Genomic DNA, 18469 nt, shown 5'->3' with positions numbered 1-18469 from the left:
CCTGTACAACCAACCTGTGCCACCAACCCAGGTGCCTCGGGCACTCGCAAAGTGCTCACAAAGCACTCACAAATAGGAGAGATTCCAGTGCATACGACCGTTTTTGAGCGGAGCTTCCCGGGCTCGGCAATTGTTGAGCAGGCTTTGGCGGACACCGTGCACCGACCATTCTGGATCGACGATCTGGGCGATGCCGTAGTCCGGTACCCCCAGCTTGAGAGTGAGCTTCAAGCCGATCTCGTTCTAGTGGGCGCGGGCTACACAGGCCTGTGGACGGCCCTGCGGGCCAAAGAACGCAATCCGGAACTTGACGTAATCGTCGTCGAGGCGCAACGCGTCGGCTGGGCCGCGTCCGGCCGCAATGGCGGGTTCTGCGTTGCGAGCCTGACGCATGGCTATGAGAACGGCAAGAACCGCTGGCCCAAGGAACTGGACCAGCTGGAGCGCCTGGGCATGGAAAACCTGGACGGGATCCAGGAGACCGTTGAGCGTTATCAGATCGATTGCGACTTCGAGCGCACGGGCGAGTTCAACGTGGCCGTGGAACCGCACCATGTTGAATGGCTTAAGAGCGACGGCGGGGGTGGGGTTTTCCTTGACACGGATGCGATGCGCGCGTCGGTGAATTCGCCAACCTATCTCGCCGGCCGTTGGCACAAGGACGGGGCCGCCATGATCCATCCCGCCAAACTTGCCGCGGGACTGGCGCGGGCGGCGACGGAGCTCGGCGTGCAAATCTTCGAAGAGTCCCGCGTCAGCGGGCTGGAAGAGTTGCCTGACGGCGTCCGCGTGCACACGGGATCCGGCGGCGTTCGGGCCAAGCAGGTAGCCCTGGCCACCAATGTCTTCCCCTCCCTCCTGAAACGGAACAGCTTCATGACCGTGCCGGTCTACGACTACGCGCTCATGACCGAGCCGCTCACGGACGAACAGCTCGCCGCCATTGGCTGGAAGGAACGCCAAGGCATCGGCGACATGGCCAATCAATTCCACTACTACCGCTTGAGCAAGGACAACCGCATTCTTTTCGGCGGCTACGACGCCATCTATTACGCGGGGCGCCAGGTGAAGGAGGCGTACGAGGACCGGGAGGAGACGTTCAGGAAGCTGGCCAGCCACTTCTTCACGACGTTTCCGCAGCTTGAGGGATTGAGGTTCAGCCACAAGTGGGGAGGCGCCATTGACTCCAGCACCCAGTTCTGCACCTTTTTCGGTACGGCCCGAAAGGGACGGGTGGCCTATGCCGCAGGCTTCACGGGCCTGGGTGTCGCATCCACCCGCTTTGCCGCCGATGTCATGCTGGACCTGCTGGGCGGGCAGGAAACCGAGCGGACGCGCCTTGAGATGGTGCGCAAACGCCCGCTCCCGTTCCCGCCCGAGCCCTTCGCTTCGATTGGGATCAACCTGACCCGCTGGTCGATGGACCGGGCCGATCACAATGCGGGCAAGCGGAACCTTATCCTCAAGACGCTCGACGCCGTGGGGCTGGGTTTCGACTCCTAGACACCCCCATTGACCCCACCAGAGGAGACCCAGCAATGACGGACTCAGCGGCCGAGCACACAGCGGCACTCGGTCTTGACCTGAAACACGAGCCGCTTTCCGCCGACAAGGTTGTTCTGGGCAATCCCAGCACAGCGGTTCGCGAGCTTGAGGACCTGGCGGGATGCGGCGTCGGCATATGGGAAATGACCCCGGGCACTGCCACTGATACCGAGGCCGAGGAGGTCTTTGTCGTCCTGAGCGGGAAGGCCCGCCTCGTGTTCCTCGACGACGGAAGCACCTTGGACGTCGCAACTGGCGACGTCGTACGGCTGCGCCAAGGTCAACGGACGTCGTGGACCGTCACCGAGACGCTTCGCAAGATCTATTTCGCGGGCCAATAGCCCCGCCCCGGAAACGTCACATTCCGCGGGTGCGGCAGGGGCCCGTGATAGCAATGGGACTGATGAAAGCATATTTCTGCCCGGCCGCCGGGCAACGGCCCACCCCATGAGCGGCGTGGCCCGGGCGCCGCGCGGCTGGCTCCTCATGCTCGCGATCGGGCTGATCGCGCTGAACATGCGCGGCCCGTTGGTGGCGGTTGCCCCGGTGATCGCCCAACTGGAGGACGATCTCGGGTTTACCCCGGTGGAATTGGGATTCCTGACCGGCATTCCGGTGCTGTGCTTTGCCCTCGCCGCGCCCCTGGCCTCGCTGGCCGGACGCAAGCTGGGGCCCGAGTTCGCCATCACCCTGACCCTGCTCGGCGTGCTCTTCGGCGTCGTGGTCCGCTCGGCCGGCGGTGGTGCCCTGGTCATGCTGGGAACGGTGATCCTCGGCGTCGCCATCACGATCGGCAACATCGTGGTCCCGCTGATCATCCGCCGTGACTTCACCCCCGCCCGGCAAGGCGCGGCAATGGGCACCTACACCGCGGCACTGAACATCGGCTCGTTCCTGACCTCCATGGTGTCGGCGCCGCTGGCTGACCTGCTGGGCTGGCGGCCCGCGATTGCCGCCAGTGGCCTGTTCGCGGTGGCGGCTGCCGCCGTGTGGGTGATTGCGGTTGGCCGGCGGGCATTCATACCTGCTGCCATCCCCGCGGCGGACCCGCGGCGGCCCGGCAAGCTCACCTCGCGGTGGATCACGGCAGCGCTGACCTTCGGGTTCGCCGGGCAGGCGTTCTCGTACTACGGAGTGACCGCCTGGCTGCCAAGCCTGCTCTCTGACGAACTCGGCATGTCGCCGGCAGCCGCCGGGGCGGGGTCCTCGCTCTTCCAGATCCTGGCCATTGTGGGCGGACTAGGCGTGCCGCTGGCGGCCCGGTTCGCCAGTACGACGGCGGTGGGCCTCGCCCTTGGGCTGCTGTGGCTCACCGTACCCGTGGGCCTGCTGCTCGCACCGGAGCTGTGGTGGCTGTGGTGTTCCTTCGGCGGTGTGGCCCAGGGCGGCGGCATCACGCTAATCTTCCTGGCCATTATCCGGCTGGCGCGGGACCAGGCCTCGGCGGCCCGGATGTCCGCCGTCGTCCAGGGGACGGGATACTCCTTCGGGGCAGTGGCGCCGACCCTGCTGGGCTACGTCCACGGGACCACCGGCGCCTGGACCGGCCCGCTGCTGATGATCCTGTGCTCGGTGGCCGCATTCATCCTGGGCACCTCGCTGTCACTGCGGCGGGTGCCGAAGCCCCACTGATTCGCTGTCGCGCGCCGGGGTGATTTCAGTCGAGACGACAGGTAAGGCCCATGTTCGCGGGGAACATGGGCCTTACCTGTCGTCTCGACGCCGTTGTCGAGTACGGGGGGATTTTCCGTTGCTGGACTGCCACCCGGATTTCGGGGTGCCTGTTGCGAAGGGCCTGGCAGCCCAGCCAACGGAAATCTGTGCGGACCCGGTTGCCCGGGACGCGGAGTCCTACGCCGGAAGCAGTGCGGGGTCCCCGCTGGCGACGCCGGCGCCGTCGCGCGCTTCGTGCAGGAAGCGGTCGTAGGCCGGCAGTGTCAGGAAGGCCGGGAACTCGGTGCTGAGGGTGACTTCCTCGAAGATGTCCCGCGCGTCGGCGAAACGGTCTCCTTCGAAGCGCTCCAGCTTGGCGAATTCCTCGTCCAGCATGTCCTCCACCCACTCCCGGGTGATCACGTCGCCGTGGTCGGTGATGGCGCGGGCGAAGATCCACTGCCACAGCTGCGAGCGGGAGATTTCCGCGGTGGCGGCGTCCTCCATCAGGTTGTGGATGGCCACGGCGCCGTTGCCGCGCAGCCACGACTCGATGTAGCGGATGCCGACTTCGATGTTGTTCCGGATGCCCTGTTCGGTGATGGTTCCGGTGGTCGTGGAGATGTCCAGGAGCGCGCGGTCGTCCGGGGTGACGTCCTCACGGAGGCGCTCGAGCTGGTTCGGACGCTCGCCGAGGACGGCGTCGAACACCTCGCGGCAGACCGGCACCAGGTCCGGGTGCGCCACCCAGGAGCCGTCGAAGCCGTCGCCGGCCTCGCGGGTCTTGTCCGCGCGGACCTTCTCGAAGGCGATCGCGTTGGCATCCTGGTCCTTGCGGTTGGGGACAGCCGCGGCCATGCCGCCGATCGCCATGGCGCCGCGCTTGTGGCAGGCCCGGACGAGCTGTTCTGTGTAGGCGCGCATGAACGGCTGGGTCATGGTGACCTGGCCGCGGTCCGGGAGCACGAAGCGCGGGCCGCGGGTGCGGAAGTTCTTGATCAGGGAGAAGATGTAGTCCCAGCGGCCGGCGTTCAGGCCCGCGGCGTGGTCCCGGAGTTCGTAGAGGATCTCCTCCATTTCGAACGCCGCGGTGATCGTCTCGATCAGCACGGTCGCGCGGATGGTGCCCTGCGGGATGCCCAGCAGGTCCTGCGCCATGATGAAGATGTCGTTCCACAGCCGGGCCTCGAGGTGGTTCTCGATCTTCGGCAGGTAGAAGTACGGGCCTTTGCCCTGGGCGATCAGGCGGCGGGCGTTGTGGAAGAAGTACAGGCCAAAGTCCACGATCCCGCCGGCAATGGGCGTGCCATCGATGAGCATGTGCTTTTCCGGCAGGTGCCAGCCGCGGGGGCGGACCACGACTGTGGGCAGTTCCCCGGCCGGGCGCAGCTTGTACTCTTTCCCCTCCGGCGAGGTGAAGTCGATCCGGCGTTCCAGCGCGTCCGTGAGGTTCAGCTGGCCCTGGATCACGTTGCGCCAGGACGGCGTGGAGGAGTCCTCCATGTCCGCGAGCCACACCTTGGCGCCGGAGTTCAGCGCGTTGATGGTCATCTTCTTGTCGACCGGCCCGGTGATTTCCACGCGGCGGTCCTCCAAGCCCGGGGCCGGGGGAGCGACGCGCCAGTTCGGGTCGTTGCGGACGGACTCGGTCTCGCGCAGGAACCGCGGGTCCTGGCCATTGGAGATCTGCTGGCGGCGTTCCTGCCGTGCCTGCAGCAGCTCCCGACGGCGCCCTGCCGTGGCCTTGTGCAGCTTGGCAACAAACGCCAGCGCGTCCGGCGTGAGGACCTCGCCCTGCCGGCAAATCGGCTGCGCGGTCAACGTGATCCCGTTGATAGTGAAGTTGTCAGTGAAGCTGTTCATTTCAAATCTCCTTAGAGAAGAAGCAAGTTCGACGGCGGTTGGCGACGTGCGCACGAGGCGGCGGGCCGGATGCTCCGGAAGCGTGCGTAAAAGGGGCCCCATTGCCGCCCAGTCGACGTGTGTAGTGTCGAAGGCGGCAATGGGGAATAGCACGCGGAGGAGTATTCGGTCCGATGGCGGAAGCGCCGCCGTCGGGTGTCTAGTGGAACTGGCCTTCTTCGGTGGATCCCACCAGGGCCAGGGTGGATGCGTTCGGGTTGAGCGCGGTGGCGATGTCGTCGAAGTAGCCGGTGCCGACTTCGCGCTGGTGCTTGGTGGCGGTGTAGCCGCGGGACTCGGAGGCGAATTCCTTCTCCTGCAGCTCGACGTACGCGCTCATGCCTTCCCGGGCGTAGCCGTGGGCGAGGTCGAACATCGAGTAGTTCAGGGCGTGGAAGCCGGCCAGGGTGATGAACTGGAAGGTGAAGCCCATGGCGCCGAGTTCGCGCTGGAACTTCGCGATCGTGGCGTCGTCGAGGTGCTTGCGCCAGTTGAACGACGGCGAGCAGTTGTAGGAGAGCATCTGGTCCGGGAACTCGGCCTTGACGGATTCGGCGAACTTGCGGGCCAGTTCCAGGTCCGGGGTACCCGTCTCCATCCAGATGAGGTCGGAGTACGGGGCGTAGGCCTTGGCGCGGGCGATGCAGGGTTCGATCCCGTTGCGGACCTTGTAGAAGCCCTCCGGGGTGCGGACCGGCTGGCCGCCTTCGCGGAGGATGAATTCCTGGTCACGCTCGTCGACGTCGGAGGTGATCAGGGTGGCCGCCTCGGCGTCGGTGCGGGCGATGATGACCGACGGGGTACCGGCGACGTCGGCGGCGAGCCGGGCCGCGTTCAGCGTCCGGACGTGCTGCTGGGTGGGGATCAGGACCTTGCCGCCGAGGTGGCCGCACTTCTTTTCCGAGGCGAGCTGGTCTTCCCAGTGCACGCCCGCGGCGCCGGCCTGGATCATGGACTTCATGAGCTCGTAGGCGTTCAGCGGGCCGCCGAAGCCTGCCTCGGCGTCGGCCACGATCGGGACCATCCAGTCCTCGACGGTCTGGATGCCCTCGGAGAACTCGATCTGGTMCGCGCGGAGCAGGGCGTTGTTGATGCGCCGGACCACCGTGGGAACGGAATTGGCGGGGTAGAGCGACTGGTCCGGGTAGGTGTGGCCGGAGTTGTTGGCGTCCGCGGCGACCTGCCAGCCGGAGAGGTAGATGGCGCGGAGGCCGGCCTTGACCTGCTGCACGGCCTGGTTGCCGGTCAGGGCGCCGAGGGCGTTGGTGTAGCCGCCGGTCTTGTGCTCTTCGGTGAGCTGCTTCCACAGCTTTTCGGAGCCGCGCCGGGCGAGGGTGTGTTCTTCGGAGACGCGGCCGCGGAGGCGGATGACGTCGGAGGCCTTGTAGTCCCGGGTCACACCTTCCCAGCGCGGGTTGGCGGCCCACTCGAGCTCCAGYGCGGCGGCCTGCTGTTCGGGCGTCTGCTGGGTGGGCTCAAATGCTGCAGTCATCTTTGTCTCCTTGGTGGGTCCGGGGCCGGTCAGTCTGCGTCTCTGCAGAGCCTGGTTGGTTGTTCCCGGATAGTGAATCTTTCCGTGAGTTCTACTTTTCTGCACTTTCCAAGGGGTTTCTAGACCAAAGCTATGGAAAGAAATGCACTTCTTCGCGTATTCTCAAGAAATGCACTCAACCAGCTGGAACCGCCAAGCCCTTGCGTCGTCCGCGCCCGCAGCGCCGGAGGTGGATGTCATCAGCTTGGGCCGGCGCGTCCGGCATCTGCGCAAGGCGGCAGGGCTCACGCTCGACGACCTGAGTGCCGCCGTCGGGACGGCCCCCAGCCAGCTGAGTCTGATGGAAAACGGCAAACGCGAGCCCAAGCTGGGTCTGCTCCAGCAGCTTGCTGCGGCACTCGGGGTGAGCATCGACGAACTGCTCGGCGCGGAGCCGCCCAACCGGCGTGCGGCGCTGGAGATCGAGCTGGAACGGTACCAGCGCAGCCCCATCTATGAGTCCCTGAATCTGCCCAAGATCCGCATCAGTTCGCGGCTTCCGATGGATGTGCTGGAGTCCATGGTGGGCCTGCAGCATGAGCTTGAACGCCGGCTCAATGAGCAGGTCGCGACGCCGGAGGAGGCCCGCCGCGCGAACGGTGAACTGCGCGCGATGATGCGCGAGAGGAACAACTATTTCCCCGAGTATGAGGCCGAGGCGCAGAAGGTCCTGGCCTCGGTGGGCCACACCAGCGGTCCGCTGTCCCACCACGTCATTTCGGACATCGCCGGGCATCTCGGATTCAGCCTCCACCATGTGGGTGATCTCCCTCATTCCACGCGTTCGGTGACTGATCTTAAGAACCGCCGAATTTATCTCACGCAGAACGCCCGCAGCGATCACGACCCCCGTTCGGTGCTGCTGCAGGCSCTGGGCCAYTACGTCCTGGGCCACCAGACGCCGAACAACTACGGCGATTTCCTGATGCAGCGCGTGGCCACGAACTACTTCGCCGCCGCGCTGCTGCTGCCCGAGCAGGCTACCGTGGCATTCCTGCAGGAGGCCAAGCAGGCCAAGGAAATCGCGGTCGAGGACATCCGGGATGCCTTCGCGGTGTCCTACGAGACCGCCGCGCACCGCTTCACAAACCTGGCCACCCAGCACCTGGGCATCCGCACGCACTTCCAGAAGACGCACAAGAGCGGCATCATCTACAAGGCCTACGAGAACGACGGCGTGACGTTCCCGCAGGACCACACCGGCGCCATCGAGGGTCAGTTCTCGTGCCGGAACTGGACGTCCCGGGTGGTGTTCGACGTCCCGGACAAGTTCAGCGCCTACAACCAGTACACTGACACCCCGGCCGGGACGTACTGGTGCACGGCCCGGACGGAACGCTCCGCGAACGGGGAGTTCTCCCTGTCCGTGGGTGTCCCGTATGCGCACGTGAAGTGGTTCCGCGGCCGCGACACCACCGAGCGGTCCAAGTCCACCTGCCCGGACGAAAGCTGCTGCCGCCGCCCGCCGGCGTCGCTGACCGCCGAATGGGCCGGGAACGCCTGGCCCTCGGCCCGGGCCCACTCCCACCTGCTGGCGGCCATGCCGCCGGGCGCCTTCCCAGGCGTGGACGAGACCGAGGTCTACTCCTTCCTGCAGGCGCACTCGGGGAGCTGACCCTCCCTCAGTTCCTGCGGGTTCCTCCTGGACCCTCCCTCAGATCCTGCCCGTTACTGCTCGTCGCTCCCTCATTTCCTGCGGCTTTCGGTGCGTCGCTCCCGCACATCAGGTGAGGGAGCGTCCGGGAGTTTGCTGCAGAAGGTGAGGGAGCGACCCCTTGGGCGTGGCTGACCGCAGGGCAGACTATATTGGCCTGTGTCAGCTCATCGATCTATCTCGCGGGAGCGTGCGCCCATGGCCAAGGAACTTGCCACCCAGCTCATCGAACAACTCCAGGCTGCCGGCGTGCAGCGGATCTACGGGATTGTGGGGGACAGCCTCAACCCGATTGTCGACGCCGTCCGCAAGACCGGCGGCTCGCAACAGGGCGGTATCGATTGGATCCATGTCCGGCATGAGGAGGCGGCCGCATTCGCCGCGGCGGCGGAAGCCCAACTGACCGGCCGGCTCGCGGTGTGCGCCGGCTCCTGCGGGCCCGGCAACCTGCACCTGATCAACGGCCTGTATGACGCCAACCGTTCCGGGGCGCCGGTGCTGGCGATCGCCTCGCACATCCCCAGCAAGCAGATCGGCAGCAGTTTCTTCCAGGAAACCCACCCCGACCGGCTCTTCAACGAGTGCTCGGTCTACTCCGAGCTGATCAGCACCGCGGAGCAGGCGCCCCGCGTCATGCACAGCGCCATCCAGCACGCCGTCGGCCTAAGGGGCGTCGCCGTCGTGACCCTTCCCGGTGACATCGCCGGCCTGGAGGCGACGGCCGAAACGCCGGCCCCGGCGACCTTCCGGCCGGCGGCGCTGATGCCGGACCCCGCGAGTGTGCAGGAACTGGCCGACGCCATCAACGCCGCCGGCAAGGTGGCCATCTTTGCCGGTGCCGGCGTCGAGGGCGCGCACGACGAGGTGATTGCGCTCGCCGGGATGATCGCGGCGCCGATCGGCCACAGCCTCCGCGGCAAAGACTTCATGCAGTACGACAACGCCTATGACATCGGCATGACCGGGCTGCTGGGTTACGGCGCCGCGGCCGAGGGCATCGAGGACGCGGACCTGCTGATCCTGCTGGGAACGGACTTCCCGTACGACCAGTTCCTCCCCGGAACCCGGACGGCGCAGGTGGACCGGGCCGCGCACAAACTGGGGCGGCGGACYGACGTCGACGTCGCAGTGCACGGCGACGTCCTCCCCACCCTTGCCGCCCTCATGCCGTTGGTCACGGCCAAGAAGAGTCGCCGTTTCCTGGATGCGATGCTGAAGAAGCACGACCGGCTCATGAACAAGGCCGTGGGGGCGTACACCCGCAACGTCGGGACGAAACAGCCGATCCACCCGGAATATGCTGCCTCCCTGCTGGACCAGGTGGCGGCGAGGGACGCGATTTTCACGGCGGACACCGGCATGTGCAATGTCTGGACCGCCCGGTACATCAACCCGCTGGGCACCCGCCGGCTGGTCGGCTCGTACCTGCACGGGTCCATGGCCAACGCGCTGCCGCACGCGATCGGCGCCCAGCTGGCCTACCCCGGCCGGCAGGTGGTTTCGGTCTCCGGCGACGGCGGCCTGTCGATGCTGCTGGGCGAGCTCATCACGGTCGCCGCGCACCGGCTGCCCGTGAACGTGGTGGTCTTCAACAACTCCACCCTGGGCATGGTGAAACTCGAGATGCTGGTGGACGGGCTCCCGGACTTCGGCGTCGACGTCCCGGACGCCAACTACGCGGACGTTGCCCGGGCCCTGGGCTTCCACGCCGAGCGCGTCACGGATCCGTCCCGCATCGAGGCTGCGTACCGGGAAGCCTTCGCCCACCCCGGCCCGTCGCTGGTGGAGCTCATCACGGACCCCAAGGCGCTGTCCCTCCCGCCGAAGATCAAGGGCGCGCAGGTCCTGGGCTTCGCCACGGCCATGTCCAAAGTGGTCCTGAACCGGGGTGCCGGCGAGGCCGTCAGTATGGCACGGAGCAACCTGCGGAACGTCCCGCGGCGCTAGGGGCCCGGCGAGTTCGCCGGAAGCTGCCCGGTTCGCCGGATATGTCCGGCGAACCGGAGACATTCCGGCGAACTGCGCACCCATCGAGGCGAAAGGTGTGGCCATGAAAGATCACCGCGTGGCGAAAATTGTGGCGGCGGGAACCATCGCGGTGCTCACGGCTTGTGCGCCCCCGGTACCAGGGCTTGTGAAGGCCGACGGCGTCGAACGGGTTCCGGTGGACCGCGCCGCGTACGCTGCCGAATTCCAGGCATTCCGGGCTTCCGCCCTGACGTTGGGAGCCGCGCTGCTGGCCGACGGCGGTGACGGGGCCGAAGGGAACGTGGTGTCGTCCCCCGGCAGCCTGCTGATCGCGCTCGCCATGCTGCGGGCAGGGGCGTCCGGGGAGACCGCCGTCGAAATGGACCAGGTGCTGGGGCTCCCGGACGGCAACCGGGATGAGGCCATGAACGCCCTGCTCGAGTCCCTGGCGGCGTATGACGGTGATCCCGGCTCGGTCGACGAAAAGGATCCGCCCCGGAAGCCGGTCATGCATGCGGCCAACGGTCTGTTTGTGGACAAGGATGTACCAACCGGGAGGAACTACCTGGAAACCCTTGCCCGGCACTACGGCACCGGGGTGTACCCCGTGGATTTCCGGGATGAGGCCGCCACGAGGCCGGCCCTRGATGCCTGGGTGGACCGGAACACGGGCGGCCGGATCAAGAAAGCACCCGCGGAGTACGATCGCGACAACACGTTCAGCCTCCTCAATGCCCTGTACTTCGCCGCGGCGTGGCAGTCTCCTTTCGACCCGAACGACACCTCGGACGGACCTTTCACGACCTCAGGTGGCGAGGAAATCAGCGTGCCGACCATGTACAACTCGCTGCAGCTGGCCTATGCGGAGGGCCCTGGCTGGCGGGCGGTGGAGCTGCCATACGCAGAAGGTTTTGCCATGCGGCTGGTGCTGCCCGGTCCAGGCGTTGGGCCGGAGACCCTCACGGCGGCCAAGCTGGCGGCAATTGCGGCGGCCCTGGACACGGCCCAGGAGGTCTCCGCACTGATCTCCCTGCCCAAGTGGGACCACAAGAGCACCTTCGACCTGCGGAAGGTATTTGAAGCGCTGGGACTGGCCGGGACCCTGGTCACCACCGAAGATTTCGACGCCATCCAGCCGAAGCTGACGCTTACGCAGGCCGCCCAGGCCGCCGACATCACCGTTGCCGAGAAGGGAACGGTGGCCGCCGCCGTGACCCAGATCAACGGCGCCGTGACCGGTGTGCGTCCCCTCCCGGACCAGACCATCGACTTCGACCGGCCGTTCCTCTACGAGGTCGTGCACACCGAAACCGGGCTCCCGGTCTTCATGGGGAAGGTCGCGGACCCGCGCTGACGGGTGGCCTACCGGCACCCACATCGCCGGAAGCCCTCCAGTTCGCCACAAACTTCCGGCGAACTGGAGGGACTCCGGCGAACTCGGCGGCTTAGGGCGTCCCGCTCCGGCGCTCTTGTGCCAAGGCCGCCGCCACTTTTCCAATCAGCTCGTACGGGACAGGCTTCCGCAACGGGAACTTCAGGCTGCCCTTCGCTGCGCGGTAGGGGGCGAGTTCCGTGCTCAGCGATTCGTCGCCGTCGGGCACGGGGTAGACGGAGATGTGGTGCGCCCAGCCCGCGAAATAGACGACGTATTTGCCCCCGAGCGTGATCGTCGGGATGCCGTAACTGATCATCTCCCCTGATCCTGGTACCGCGGCATGGCAGTGCCGCCGGATCTCCTGCAGCGCCTCCTGCACGTCAGCAGGAAACGAGGCGATGTATTCCTCCACGGACTCAAAGTGCTGTGCCATTGCCGTTTCCTCCAATGATCCCAGCAACGAGTTAGCGCGGGCCGCCCTGCCACAAGGCATCGAACGGGGCGCCCGAGGCCACGCGGTTCCGGATGCCGGCGGTCACAAACGCCTTCGCCGTCCGGGCGGCGGCCAGCGGCGTCGCGCCCTTGGCGAGCTCGGCCGTCACCGCCGCGGCCAATGAGCACCCGGCGCCGGAGACTGCCACCTCGCCCACCTTCGGGGCGGACAGGACTTCCAGGGTTTCGCCGTCATAGTAGACGTCGACGGCGTCGGGGCCTTCGAGCCGCACGCCGCCCTTGGCGAGCACCGCGGCGCCGCTGAGCTCATGGATGCGGACCGCGGCGGCCTTGAGGGACTCGACGTCGGTGATCTCCAGCCCGGAGAGCGACTCGGCCTCGAAATGGTTGGGGGTGACGAAGGTGGCCAGCGGCAGGATGTGGGACTTGAGCGCCTGGTCGGTGTCCAGGGCGTGGCCCGGCTCCTGGCCCTTGCAGATCAGCACCGGATCCAGCACCACGTTGGCGAACTGCCCGGCCGCCAGCGCCGCGGCCACGGTCGAAATCGTCGCCGGGCTGCCCAGCATGCCGATCTTGACGGTGTCCAGCACGGCCGGTGCGCCGGACGCGGCACCGTAAGCCGCCGTCGTCGCTTCCAGCTGGTCCGCGATGACCTGCTGGTCCACCGGGACAAAGCGGTGGTTCCAGTTGTCCTTGGGGTCGAAGGACACGATGCAGGTCAGGTTCGCGATCCCGAAGACGCCGAGTTCCTGGAACGTCTTCAGGTCAGCCTGCGCGCCGGCGCCGCCGGTCGCTTCGGAGCCTGCGATGGTCAGCGCGACGGCGGGGGAGGAGGCGGGCCCGGTAGCTGTATCGGAAGCAGTCAAGACGGCGGAATCGAATGCGGTAGAAGTCATGGTCCCATCCTGCCATCCCGCCAAATCCGCCAGCATTGTGCTCATGAACAAACATTCCATGAACAGTATGAACAAAACCTGAGTGTTCCGGATCACGCGGGCTAGGGTGGCGGACGGTGTTGCTTACCGGCGGCGCCGGATCCAGGAAGGTTCATTGATGAGCACCCAACTGACCGAAGCGGCCCAGACCCGGAAAGCCGTCGGCAACATCCTCAAAGGCTCGGCCGGCAACCTTGTCGAGTGGTACGACCTCTACGTCTACACCGTGTTCGCGGCCTACTTCCAGGCGCACTTCTTCAACTCCAAGGACGAGCTCCAGGCCGGCCTCGAGGCGATGGCCGTCTTCTCGACGTCCTTCCTGATGCGCCCGATCGGTGCCTGGTTCTTTGGCCGTTACGCCGACCGCAAGGGCCGCAAAGCCGCGCTGACACTGAGCGTGACCATGATGTCCGCCGGCTCTTTCGCGATCGCGGTGCTGCCCACCCAGGACGTGATCGGCCTGTGGGCCCTGATCCTGCTGGTCCTCATCCGCGTGATCCAGGGCTTCTCCGTGGGCGGTGAGTACGGCACCAGCGCCACGTACATGTCCGAGGCTGCCACCTCCAAGCGCCGCGGCTTCTTCTCCAGCTTCCAGTACGTCACCCTGGTCGGCGGCCAGATGCTGGCACTGCTGGTCCTTGTGGTCCTGCAGAACGCCATGCCCAAGGCCGAGCTGACCGAGTGGGGCTGGCGCATCCCGTTCGCGGTGGGCGGCGTGGCCGCGCTGGTGGTCCTGTGGCTGCGGCGCTCCATGGAGGAAACCGTCTCGGCCGAACAGCTCGAGGCCGCAAAGGCCCCTGCCGTGGGAGGCCAGGCGCAGCCCGGAACCATGAAGCTGCTGTTCACCAGCTACTGGAAGCCGCTCATGATCTGCATCGGAATCACCCTTGGCGGCACGGTGGCGTTCTACACGTACACCAACTTCATCCTGAAGTTCATGAACGATACCTCCGGCATCGCCAAGACGGACACGTCGGTCATCAACTTCTGGGCACTGTTCATCTTCATGCTGCTCCAGCCGGTCTACGGCATCATCTCGGACAAGGTCGGCCGCAAACCGCTGCTGCTGTGGTTCGGCATCACCGGCGTCCTGTTCACCTGGCCGCTCCTGTCCGCTCTCGCCGGGACCAAGGATCCGATCACCGCGTTCCTGCTCATGATGGGCGGCCTGCTGATCGTAGGCGGCTACACGTCCATCAACGCCCTGGTGAAGGCCGAGCTCTTCCCCGCGTCCATCCGTGCCCTCGGGGTGGGCCTGGGCTACGCGATCGCCAACTCTCTCTTCGGCGGCACCGTCCCGCTCATCGGCGCTGCTCTGCAGAAGACCGGACAGGAAGAGCTGTTCTTCACCTACGTCACCGTGGCCATCGGCATCTCCCTGCTGGTCTACATCTTCGCCCTGAAGAACAAGAAGTCTACGCACCTGGATCATGAACAGGGCCACGCCTGGGTGGCTGCTGGTCCGGGCGCGGCCCCGGGGGCGGCTGCTGGTGGTCCGGGCGACGGCGGCAGGGACGAGGACAAGGACCTCATCGACGCCTCGCGCCGCTAGGGCAGGCCGCAGGCCGTCCTCGAATTCGCCGGAAGCGCGCCGGGTCGCCGTATGTTCGCGGCGACTTGGCGCGTATCCGGCGAACTCGCGGCCTAAGGCGCGAATGGACGGCGACAACGACGGCGGCCCGGGCCCACGCTATTGGGCGTTGTCTGCGAACCGCAGCTGCAGGATCGTTGCGGCGGTGCCCGCCACGAACGTTCCCGCGAGCACAACATAGCTGCCTGGCTGAAGCGAGCCGACAGGATCGGCCACCATGCCGATCAGCAGCGGGACGATCGAATAAGGGAACCACTCCGCCCAGCCGGTCTTGCCGAACAGATTGCCCAGGGCCAGCATAACGAGCGAGAAAGCGATGGGGGCCACTTCGCCTCGGCTCCACACAGCGATCCAGGCGACCACAGGCGCGAGCAGGAACGAGATCGTCGCAGCGAGGAGCACGTGTGCGATTCCCGCCACGGCCAACTCTGCCGAGAACCCCGGCAGCCCCAACACCAGTCCGATCGCCATGGCCTCGACGAGGACTATGACGATGAGCGCCATCCACCACACGGCCGCGACCGCCAGCTTCGCGGCGGCGAACCAATGACGGGCCACGGGCAGCGCGAGCATGTTCTTGGCGGTGGCATCACCGTACTCCCGGCCAAACAGGTAGGCGACGATGAACGTCAGCAGCAGCATCCCGCCGACACCGAAGACCAGCGTGAGCATGTAGAAGTATTGGAGCCACGTCGCCTCAAGCCCGGCAAGGCTCGCTTTGGTACCCAGAAGCCCCAGCTGGGCCGCCCGCCCCGGTTCGCGCACGATCCACATGAAAAGCGCAATACCGAGCGGCATGATCGCGAGCACCGCCAGCGTGGCCCACGTCGCCTTGGCACGGTGGAGCTTCACGAACTCGGTGCCAAGAACCTGACCGAACATCAAACCGCGCCGCCCTCGGACGAAGCGCCGCTCCTCCGGCCATCGGCACCGCGCGCATCGCCCGTCCGCGCCAGGAAGTAGCGCTCCAGATCCAGTGTGAGCAGCGCCTGCTCGCGCTCTTCCGGGGTGTAGGCGTCAGTCGCGAACGCGCGCGCCTTCGCGGCGAGTTCGTCGCGCGACGACTCCTCGATGAGACGGCCGTCGTGGACGATACCGATGCGGTCGGCCAGGTGAGCGATCTCGGCGAGGATGTGGCTCGACATGAAGACGGTGGCGCCGCGCTTGTCGGCGAGCGAACGGAGCAGCATGCGGATCTCGACTATGCCGGCCGGATCAAGGCCGTTAGCGGGCTCGTCGAGCACGAGCAGTTCGGGGGAGTGCAGCAGCGCGCGGGCGAGAGCGAGACGCTGTTTGTTGCCGAGCGAGAGTTGCCCGGCACGCCGATCGGCATAAGGATCCAAGCGCAGCAGCGTGATCGATTCGGCGACCGACCGCGGCGGCGACCCGGTGAGCCGGCGCTGGATGTCCAGATTCTCGCGCACGGTGAGGTTGGGGTAGGCGGTCGCGGTCTCGACGAGGAAGCCAACGCGGGCGAACACGGCGGTCTCGCCAGGTATGATGCGCTGGCCTAGGACGCTCACCTCCCCGCTGCTCGGCCGGATCAGGCCGAGCATCATGCGGATGGTTGTCGTTTTGCCCGCCCCGTTCCTGCCGAGGAACCCGTAGATCTCGCCCCGGCGGACGTCGAGGTTGAGCGAGTCGACGGCGGTGACGTCGCGGTACCGCTTGACGAGGGCGCGCGTGGAAACTGCGGTGTCAGGCATGGGGCTCCTCCTTGGCCCCATCCTGCCACCACGCCCGGAGCGTTCGCAGGGTGTGGGCAAGCTTCATAGGATGGGCAGTGCGGAAGCGCTGCGACTTCGAATTCGCCGGAAGCGCGCCGGGTCGCCGTACATTTACCGCGAGCTCGAGGGCTTGCCGCGAACTCGCGGCTCCTGGCCGCCGCCCAGACTCCCATGCCGCCGCCCCCATACCGCCGTGCCCGAACCGTCGGGTGCGAGAATGGAGGCGGTTCCGGCTGCTTGTGTTACCGGGGCCGTCCAGTGCTAATACAGCCGGCCGCCCAGCGTGTTCCCTTTGCGGGTGTGGGCCGCCGAGCGAACCACTACGAACGGAATGCCCATGACCTCCGCCAAGACCTTCCCGGCGTCAGCCACACCAAGGTTCGCCTCGATCGGCTCCCCACATTTCGGCATCATGCTCGCTGTCATGGCCGTGGTGCTGATCCTGTCCAATATCGGGGCGTCCAAGGGCGTGGCGATCGGCCCCGTCATCACCGACGGCGGCTTCTTCCTCTTCCCGCTGGCGTACATCCTGGGCGATGTCATCAGCGAGGTCTACGGCTTCAAAGTGGCGCGCAAGGCCATCATCACCAGCTTTGCGCTGTCCGTCTTCGCGTCGCTCTGCTACTGGGTCATCATCGCCCTTCCGGGGTTCGACGACGAATACGGTTCCTCCAAACAGGCAGCCTTGGAAGGCGCACTGGGGCCGGTCCCGCAGATTGTGCTGGCATCGCTGCTGGCCTTCCTCGCCGGCCAGACCATCAACTCCTGGATCCTGGTGAAGATGAAGTCACGGACCGGGGAAAGGTCCCTGTGGGCGCGCATCATGGGCTCCTCCGTGGCGGGTGAGTTCGTGGACACCCTGATCTTCTGCAGCATCGCCGCATCCGTGATCGGAATTACCGACGCCGCGATGTTCGTGAACTACGTCCTCGTGGGCTTCCTCTACAAGACCCTCGTGGAGTTCGCCTTCGTCCCGCTGACCTCGCTCGCCATCGGCTGGGTCAAGAAGCGCGAACCGAGCTACGGCGCCTAGGACTCCGCCGCCGTGCGCCGGCCGGTTCGGAGCCAGCAGCCGCCCAATTCGCCGGAAACCCGCGGTGTCGCCGTAAGTGTCCGACGACGTGGCGCGCTACCGGCGAATTCGAGTCTGCGGGGTGCGGGGTGCCGGGCGCCGCAACGCATTCGACGCTCAGGGGCACCGGCGGCCGGCCAGCGCACGAAGCAGACGGTGCTTGAATTCCTGCTCGCGAAAGAGGTCCTTCCACTCCACGCGGACGAACCGCCAGCCCTCTTGAACCAAGGCCTTCTCCCGGCGCCGTTCCTCGAAGAGCACCTCGGCCGTGGGGCTGTAGTCGAAGTACTTGATTTTGCCGTCGAACTCGAGGGCGACCTTTTCCTCCTTCCATGCAAAGTCCAGGCGATGGCGCCCGGCGCGGCTCGACACCTCCAGCTGCGGCTCAGGTGGTCGGATCCGCAGCCGCAGGATCAGGTCGCGGGTCAGGGTCTCACCGGGAGATTCGGAGCGAGAATCGGCCGCGGCCAGGACGCGGCGGAAAGTCCGAATGCCCCGGCGGCCGTCCAGATCATCTGCCATGGCCTGCAGGGCGCCCGGGTCCGCGCCGAGTCGAAGCGCGTGGTCGGTGAGGATCAACGCCGGCCTGTAGGGCAGCAGCATGGCGCAGTCGGCCGTCGTGCGCTCCAGGGACGTGGTCCGGAGGCCGTTCACCACGGCGACGTCGTGGTCGGCGAAGGGGCGCGTGTGACAGCGGACGTCCCTGCCGTGACGCTCGTTCGAAGGCCGTACCTTCTGGAGGACATGGATCACGTCATCCACTTCCCACAGGTGGAGAAGGCGGAGGCGCGCTGCGGAAGTGTGGCTGTAGTGGAAGGCTCCTGTCGACGTCGTACGCGTTCCGTGGGCGTGCGCGTAGATGAGCTGCCGGCTCCGGACAGTAGGCGACTGGGCGTTCCAGAGGCTGGCGCGGATGTAGCAGCCGTGCCGGAGCCGGACGAGAGTGCCTGAATCGAGGAGCGAGCGGACGGCGCGCGAGCTGAAGCCGAGATCCAGGAGCTGTTCGGTGCGCCAGAGGTTACCGGCCGGCAGCTCCAACACGGGGTTATGCGTCATGCCACCA

At 66.5% G+C, this 18469-nt stretch carries 15 protein-coding genes; 8 read left to right on the top strand and 7 right to left on the bottom strand.

Going from position 1 to position 18469, the window contains the following annotated elements; translation table 11 throughout:
* Positions 1–87: 87 nt before the first annotated feature.
* The 3 genes from AC1D1S_RS02510 (at position 88) to AC1D1S_RS02500 (ending at position 3177) form a co-directional block, all read left to right on the top strand.
* The gene (locus tag AC1D1S_RS02510; protein ID WP_476993647.1) at positions 88–1503 is read left to right on the top strand and encodes an NAD(P)/FAD-dependent oxidoreductase; all 1416 of its coding nucleotides are present in this window, start codon (positions 88–90) and stop codon (positions 1501–1503) included.
* A gap of 35 nt (positions 1504–1538) precedes the next feature.
* On the top strand, positions 1539–1886 hold the full coding sequence (locus tag AC1D1S_RS02505; protein ID WP_476943172.1) for a cupin domain-containing protein: 348 nt from the start codon (positions 1539–1541) through the stop codon (positions 1884–1886).
* Positions 1887–1992: 106 nt separating this feature from the next.
* Entirely contained in the window at positions 1993–3177 is a 1185-nt protein-coding gene (locus AC1D1S_RS02500; RefSeq protein ID WP_243181487.1) for an MFS transporter, read from the top strand.
* Positions 3178–3396: 219 nt separating this feature from the next.
* Here AC1D1S_RS02500 and aceB read toward each other — a convergent pair whose 3' ends face one another.
* Together aceB and aceA are read right to left on the bottom strand one after the other, a co-directional pair.
* Positions 3397–5061, bottom strand: a complete 1665-nt coding sequence (aceB, locus tag AC1D1S_RS02495; RefSeq protein ID WP_476993646.1) for a malate synthase A — start codon at positions 5059–5061, stop codon at positions 3397–3399.
* A 199-nt stretch (positions 5062–5260) separates the two neighbouring features.
* Complete coding sequence (aceA, locus tag AC1D1S_RS02490) at positions 5261–6592, bottom strand: isocitrate lyase (protein WP_476993645.1); 1332 nt, start codon at positions 6590–6592, stop codon at positions 5261–5263.
* Positions 6593–6734: 142 nt separating this feature from the next.
* Here aceA and AC1D1S_RS02485 point away from each other — a divergent pair, with 142 nt between their 5' ends.
* The 3 genes from AC1D1S_RS02485 to AC1D1S_RS02475 all read left to right on the top strand — a co-directional run bounded on the left by AC1D1S_RS02485 (position 6735) and on the right by AC1D1S_RS02475 (position 11607).
* Complete coding sequence (locus tag AC1D1S_RS02485) at positions 6735–8246, top strand: helix-turn-helix transcriptional regulator (protein ID WP_028278044.1); 1512 nt, start codon at positions 6735–6737, stop codon at positions 8244–8246.
* Between the two features lie 237 nt (positions 8247–8483).
* Positions 8484–10232: a pyruvate dehydrogenase gene (locus AC1D1S_RS02480; protein ID WP_476993644.1), complete on the top strand. Its 1749-nt coding sequence runs from the start codon at positions 8484–8486 to the stop codon at positions 10230–10232.
* Between the two features lie 103 nt (positions 10233–10335).
* Positions 10336–11607 carry a serpin family protein gene (locus AC1D1S_RS02475; protein WP_476993643.1) on the top strand — a complete coding sequence of 424 codons (1272 nt, stop codon included), beginning with the start codon at positions 10336–10338 and terminating at the stop codon, positions 11605–11607.
* Between the two features lie 91 nt (positions 11608–11698).
* Here AC1D1S_RS02475 and AC1D1S_RS02470 read toward each other — a convergent pair whose 3' ends face one another.
* Entirely contained in the window at positions 11699–12061 is a 363-nt protein-coding gene (locus tag AC1D1S_RS02470; protein WP_243181492.1) for an iron chaperone, read from the bottom strand.
* Positions 12062–12092: 31 nt separating this feature from the next.
* A complete protein-coding gene (locus AC1D1S_RS02465; protein WP_476993642.1) occupies positions 12093–12977 on the bottom strand; it encodes a hydroxymethylpyrimidine/phosphomethylpyrimidine kinase in 885 nt (294 codons plus the stop codon).
* Between the two features lie 157 nt (positions 12978–13134).
* Between AC1D1S_RS02465 and AC1D1S_RS02460 the strand changes: the two genes are divergently transcribed.
* A complete protein-coding gene (locus tag AC1D1S_RS02460) occupies positions 13135–14568 on the top strand; it encodes an MFS transporter (protein ID WP_476993641.1) in 1434 nt (477 codons plus the stop codon).
* 138 nt (positions 14569–14706) lie between these two features.
* Here AC1D1S_RS02460 and AC1D1S_RS02455 read toward each other — a convergent pair whose 3' ends face one another.
* Both AC1D1S_RS02455 and AC1D1S_RS02450 read right to left on the bottom strand, forming a co-directional pair.
* Positions 14707–15489, bottom strand: coding sequence for an ABC transporter permease (locus tag AC1D1S_RS02455; protein WP_476993640.1), 783 nt, complete (start codon positions 15487–15489; stop codon positions 14707–14709).
* The gene (locus tag AC1D1S_RS02450; protein WP_476993639.1) at positions 15489–16313 is read right to left on the bottom strand and encodes an ABC transporter ATP-binding protein; all 825 of its coding nucleotides are present in this window, start codon (positions 16311–16313) and stop codon (positions 15489–15491) included. Before AC1D1S_RS02450 ends, AC1D1S_RS02455 begins: the two co-directional genes overlap by 1 nt.
* A 358-nt stretch (positions 16314–16671) precedes the next feature.
* On the opposite strand from AC1D1S_RS02450, the gene AC1D1S_RS02445 reads away from it, so the two are divergent.
* On the top strand, positions 16672–17367 hold the full coding sequence (locus tag AC1D1S_RS02445) for a queuosine precursor transporter (protein ID WP_476993638.1): 696 nt from the start codon (positions 16672–16674) through the stop codon (positions 17365–17367).
* A 156-nt stretch (positions 17368–17523) separates the two neighbouring features.
* On the opposite strand, the gene AC1D1S_RS02440 is transcribed toward AC1D1S_RS02445, so the two are convergent.
* Entirely contained in the window at positions 17524–18462 is a 939-nt protein-coding gene (locus AC1D1S_RS02440; RefSeq protein ID WP_476993637.1) for a type IV toxin-antitoxin system AbiEi family antitoxin domain-containing protein, read from the bottom strand.
* Positions 18463–18469: the final 7 nt, after the last annotated feature.

It is taken from the genome of Arthrobacter sp. P1_A5 (assembly GCF_056406825.1).
Note: the sequence above shows the minus strand (reverse complement) of the source record. Positions and strands in the feature narration are given on the sequence as shown.